The organism is Streptomyces hirsutus (assembly GCF_001418415.1).
In the GTDB taxonomy this organism is placed as follows: Bacteria; Actinomycetota; Actinomycetes; order Streptomycetales; family Streptomycetaceae; genus Streptomyces; species Streptomyces hirsutus.
Genome location: NZ_LIQT01000575.1, coordinates 1 through 4,093 on the forward strand (window position 1 = coordinate 1; position 4,093 = coordinate 4,093).

4 protein-coding genes and 1 pseudogene are annotated in these 4,093 nt (G+C 65.2%); 2 read left to right on the forward strand and 3 right to left on the reverse strand.

What is annotated here, in order from left to right:
• Together AOK11_RS34780 and AOK11_RS34785 are read left to right on the forward strand one after the other, a co-directional pair.
• Positions 1 to 706: ISAzo13-like element transposase-related protein (locus AOK11_RS34780; RefSeq protein WP_420903041.1), on the forward strand; the 706-nt coding region annotated here is incomplete at its 5' end.
• Positions 706 to 1,719 (forward strand): hypothetical protein, encoded by a 1,014-nt coding sequence (locus AOK11_RS34785; protein ID WP_206188988.1) that lies wholly within the window; start codon positions 706 to 708, stop codon positions 1,717 to 1,719. The genes AOK11_RS34780 and AOK11_RS34785, both read left to right, overlap by 1 nt.
• Positions 1,720 to 1,792: 73 nt before the next feature.
• On the opposite strand, the pseudogene AOK11_RS34790 reads toward AOK11_RS34785, so the two are convergent.
• The 3 genes and pseudogenes from AOK11_RS34790 to AOK11_RS34795 all read right to left on the reverse strand — a co-directional run.
• A pseudogene (locus tag AOK11_RS34790) lies at positions 1,793 to 2,565 on the reverse strand (transposase family protein).
• A 231-nt stretch (positions 2,566 to 2,796) separates the two neighbouring features.
• Positions 2,797 to 3,084, reverse strand: a complete 288-nt coding sequence (locus AOK11_RS46505) for a helix-turn-helix domain-containing protein (protein WP_338058962.1) — start codon at positions 3,082 to 3,084, stop codon at positions 2,797 to 2,799.
• Positions 3,085 to 3,511: 427 nt separating this feature from the next.
• Positions 3,512 to 4,093 (reverse strand): rhomboid family intramembrane serine protease (locus AOK11_RS34795; protein WP_055597648.1); only part of this gene is annotated, 582 nt, incomplete at its 5' end.

Below are 4,093 nucleotides of genomic sequence, written 5' to 3' on the forward strand. Positions count from 1 at the left end.
CTTCAAACAACGGCATTGGCCGGGCACGTCGAAGTGGAACAAGATCGAGCACCGGCTCTTCTCCCACATCACGATGAACTGGCGCGGCCGCCCGCTGACCAGCCACGAAGTCATCCTCGAGTCCCTTGCCGCGACCACCACCCGCACCGGACTGCGTGTGAAAGCCGCGCTGGACACCCACACCTACCCCACCGGAGTCAGGGTCGACGACGCGGAGATGGCGGCCCTGCCGCTGACCCGTCACGCCTTCCACGGCGACTGGAACTATGCCCTGCACCCCCACCCCGTCCCGGCGGTTCCGGCAGCCCGCACCTGTCAGTCACCGGTAACGCAGTGGGACCATGCACTGCTGTCCAACCCCGCACTGACCGGGATGTCCGGCCATCAACTGGACCGTCTCATCCAGACCCTGGCCTCGAAAGGAGATACCCGACGCGGCCGCCCGCCCCGGCTCGCCTTCCCCGACCAGGTCCTGGCCACCGTGCTCCACCTGCACGTCAACCTGGCCGCGGAACCCCTCGCCGTGCTCTTCGACAGCAGCCGCACCGCCATGCACCGCACCCTGCTGAAGATCAGACGACTGCTCGAAGCCCAGGGCATCGCCATCCCGCCGGCCACCACCCCACCCGCCGAACTCGCAACCCTTCACGCCAGGGTCACCGCCCAGAGCAGCAGCCCCAACTGCAAGATCAAGACGACACGTTAATGATCGGCAAGCCCTTAGTCAGCGACATTGGCTTTAAGCAGCTCACCCACATCAACTACATGCGCAATCACGCGAGTGCCGCGCATCCGAACATCGAGGAGCTGACCGGCCTCAAGCTGGCCGAGTGGCTGGAGACCTGCATCAAGGAGGTCTTCCGGATCCAGCCTCGCAACGTCGTCGCCGCGATCGGCAAGCTCCTCACCAACATCAAGTCCAAGCGGCTGCCGAAGGACGAGCTGAAGAAGATCGCGGCGTTCTTCGACGGGCTGGAGCAGGACCAGGCCGACAACCTCGCCGCCGGCCTCTTCGGTATCTACACCCCCGCCGACGCGCCCCCGGAGATACTCGACAACGTCCGCTCGCTCTGGCCCGACCTCTGGCCTCTGGTCAGCGAGGACACCCGCAACGAGGTCGGCATCAAGCTCGCTCGGTTCACCGCCAACGCCGACACCGACCGGGCGATCCGCGCCAGGGAACTGCTGGACCTGGTCGGAGGGTCCTCCTACCTCCCCGAGCCCGAGCGCGTCGCCGAGATACAGCAGGCCCTGGACGACCTCAAGCGGGCCCACGAGGCGCACATGCGCAACTATGCCGAGGAGCCGCCCGCCGCGCAGCGGCTCAAGGACGTCGTCGGCCGCCACGGAGACATCCCCGAGCAGGCCGTCCGCAGCTACGTCGTCCACCTGGTCAATGTCTTCCTGACGAACGGCTACGGGGTCGCCTGGAACGCGGAACCGATCTACAAGGAGCTCATCGGCCGGTTCGACGGTTACCAGGCGGCGATCGCCCTTCGAGCCTTCGCGAACTCGCAGATCCGGCTCAAGCTCCAGGACGAATGGCCGCGCAAGAAGTGGCAGGAACTGCTCGACCTGATTGACCCGAAGCTCACCGGCCGCGGTGACCGAACCTTCCTCGACGCCGTCCGCAACTTCAAGGGCACCCCCGACCGGCTCTACCAGGACACCAAGATCAAGGCCCTTACAAAAGCCTGGCTGGAGCGAAACCTGACCTGACCTGCGGCATTATCGACACTGCAGGACGAACCTTGAGTAGGCAACCCGCCGCCATACTGAGCTCTTTCCAACCTCAGTCTGAGCTGGCCAGATGCAGGGTGAGGACGGCTTGGACGAGGATCGTGATGCGGGTGGTGGAGCATCGCAGTCTGCGGAGGAGCCGCCAGGACTTGAGGGTGGCGACGGCCTGCTCGACCAAGGCTCGGATCTTTGCGTGAGACCGGTTGACGGCCTTCTGTCCTTTGGAAAGCGTCTCTCAGCGTCCCCAGCACGGGATACGGACCGTGCCCCCGGCGCCTCGGTATCCCTTGTCGGCCCAGCACTTGATACCGGCGTCCGTGAGGGTGCGGATGATGCCGTGCTCGCGGGCGGCCCGGACATCGTGGACGGCACCGGGCAGAGCCGGCGAGGCCCACAGCAGCCGGCCGAAGGGGTCGGCCAGGATCTGCACGTTCATCCCATGTTTTTTGTGTTTTCCGGAGTAGAAGGGCCGGTCCGCGGCGATTTCCCCCAGCCTTCGGCCGGGAGGTGCCCCCAGTCGATCGGCAGCAGCGTCCCGCCCAGCAGGACGAACGCCTTGGTCGATGCCGTCCGGGCCGCCTCGGCAAGGGTCGGGGCGAGGGCGGCCAGGAGTTCGACGGCCTCGGTGATGTACCGGTAGGCGGTGGTGGTTCCGACGCCGAACCCGGCCGCGAGCTGGGCATACGGGTGGCCGTTGCGCAGATGGGCGAGCGTGAGCAGGGCCTGTCGGCCGGAGCTCAAGCGTCGCCATCGGGTGCCGAGCTCTTGGCGGCGTCGGCGGAGCTTGGCGGACAGGAAGCGCAGGGCAGAGCTGGACACGTCGATGCGATGGGGTCTCCCCTGTTCGAGCGAAGCCGAGAGCTTGGGGAAGGGTAGACAAGCACACGAAGCCTCTGGTGGAGACGGATTTCTTGGTCGAAAACCCATCTACCAGGGGCTTCACCTGTCTGTCAGCCCAACTGCCCAGCCGGGACGTCAGGTTGGAAAACGCTCCGTCTCTTCCCTGGCCTTGTCTTTGAAGATTTGGGCCTGCTCGTGCCTGTGGCAGCCAGTACGTCAGTGCAGCTTTTGCTGTTCCAGCCATCTGAAGACATCGGACCTCTTGTACTGGACCTTCGCATTTCTGCCCCGACCAAGCTTATAGCCCTTGAGTCCTAGCTTTCGGGCTTCTCTGTATACCCAGCTCTCGGACATGTTGATCATGGCTGCGAGCTCGGAAGTGTCCATGAGTATGGGCTCCACGGTGGAGCTGCTGCCCCCAGCAGAATGCGGCCGAGGGGTCTTCTCGGAGCGGTTCCGTCCCGTGTGCATCGGCATCTCTTCTCTGTTCAGTGAGGTACTCATCGGGGCCCGAGGGTCATTCGTCAAGACGGACGACCGGCTTGGCCGAGGTAGGAGAATGATGCGGAGTATCGCCGGTTTGGCTAACCGGGGAACTCCGGCTATATTCCGCGCCGCCTTGTGATGCGGCACCTTCGACGTGGGGTGCTAGGGGGGCCCTGTCGGACTCGGCTGTGAGCCCCTGGGGCCTCCAGCCCCGAGCCGTGATGGATGGGCTCGGCGTGACCCTTGTGGGGGTGCTTCCTGCCTGACGGAGCGTCAGGAAAGTCAGCAATGGGTCAGCATGAGTCCTGTCAGAGGCTCAAAAATTTGGCAAAACATGCAGGTGGTTGAATCATTCAATAATCGGCAGCCAGCCCGGAAATGCAAACGTCTCTTATGCAAAGCGGTTCCGGGTTTCCTTGTGCTGCTCGGCCTCTGGCGTGCGGCCCTACCAGTTCCCTCGGGTCTGCCGTCCGAAGCGGATGCTGCCCGGTTCGGGTGGTGGGGGAGTGCCCGGTTTGAGGGGCCAGGCGAGCAGCATGCCGACGACGAAGCCGACCAGGTGCGCCGCGTACGCCACGGACCCGGCGTCGGTGACGCCCGCGCCGGACGAGTACACCGCCTGCAGCACGAACCACAGGCCCAGCACGATCCAGGCCGGCAGTCGCAGCGGCAGGAAGATCAGGAAGGGGACGAGGACCCAGACGCGTGCCTTCGGGTAGAGCACCAGGTAGGCGCCGAGGACGCCGGCGATGGCGCCCGAGGCGCCGATCAGGGGAGTGGTGGCGTTCGGATTCGTGAGTGCGAATCCGTATGCGGCCGCGTACCCGCAGACCAGGTAGAACAGCAGGTACCGCAGGTGCCCCATCCGGTCCTCGACGTTGTTGCCGAAGATCCACAGGAAGAGCATGTTGCCCAGCAGGTGCAGCCAGCCGCCGTGCAGGAACATCGCCGTGAACACGCTCAGCTCGGGCGACTTGTCGTACGCAGGCGGCCCCACCACGCATCCCGGCCCCTGCGGGCCCACCCC

What these genes read in the sequence shown, in the direction of transcription:
- AOK11_RS34785 (WP_206188988.1), top strand. Translation starts at nt 706, where the DNA reads ATGATCGGCAAGCCCTTAGTCAGCGACATTGGCTTTAAGCAGCTCACC.
- AOK11_RS46505 (WP_338058962.1), bottom strand. Translation starts at nt 3,084, where the DNA reads ATGAGTACCTCACTGAACAGAGAAGAGATGCCGATGCACACGGGACGG.